This window comes from Shewanella sp. 10N.261.52.F9, assembly GCF_041471165.1.
GTDB lineage: Bacteria > Pseudomonadota > Gammaproteobacteria > Enterobacterales > Shewanellaceae > Shewanella > Shewanella marinintestina.
In genome coordinates this window covers 1-260 of sequence record NZ_JBFRNX010000076.1, presented here as the reverse complement: position 1 = coordinate 260, position 260 = coordinate 1, and the positions used below count along the sequence as shown (strand labels likewise).

General features: G+C 48.1%; 1 protein-coding gene. It reads right to left on the bottom strand.

Features of this window, described 5'->3' with window-relative positions; genetic code table 11:
- The coding region (locus tag AB4298_RS21355) for a hypothetical protein (protein ID WP_371988345.1) at positions 1–260 on the bottom strand (260 nt) is incomplete at both ends.

Here is a 260-nt window from a genome sequence, read left to right as displayed (position 1 = left end):
GTAGGCGGCACATTATCCGTCACATTAATCGCAACCAAAATACGGTCTGATGCGGTTTGTCCATCATCACTACCCACCGTATAAGTTAACTCAGCAACCCCACCATCAAGCGCTTCAAGGGTAAAAAACGGCGACGTGAGATTGGTAACATCAACAAGCCCAGAGCTATCAACCACAGAGGTTAATGTCCAGTCAGCATCACCACTGACCGATGACGAGATATCAAAGGTTTTACTCTCGCCTTGGGACATTGCCAGCGT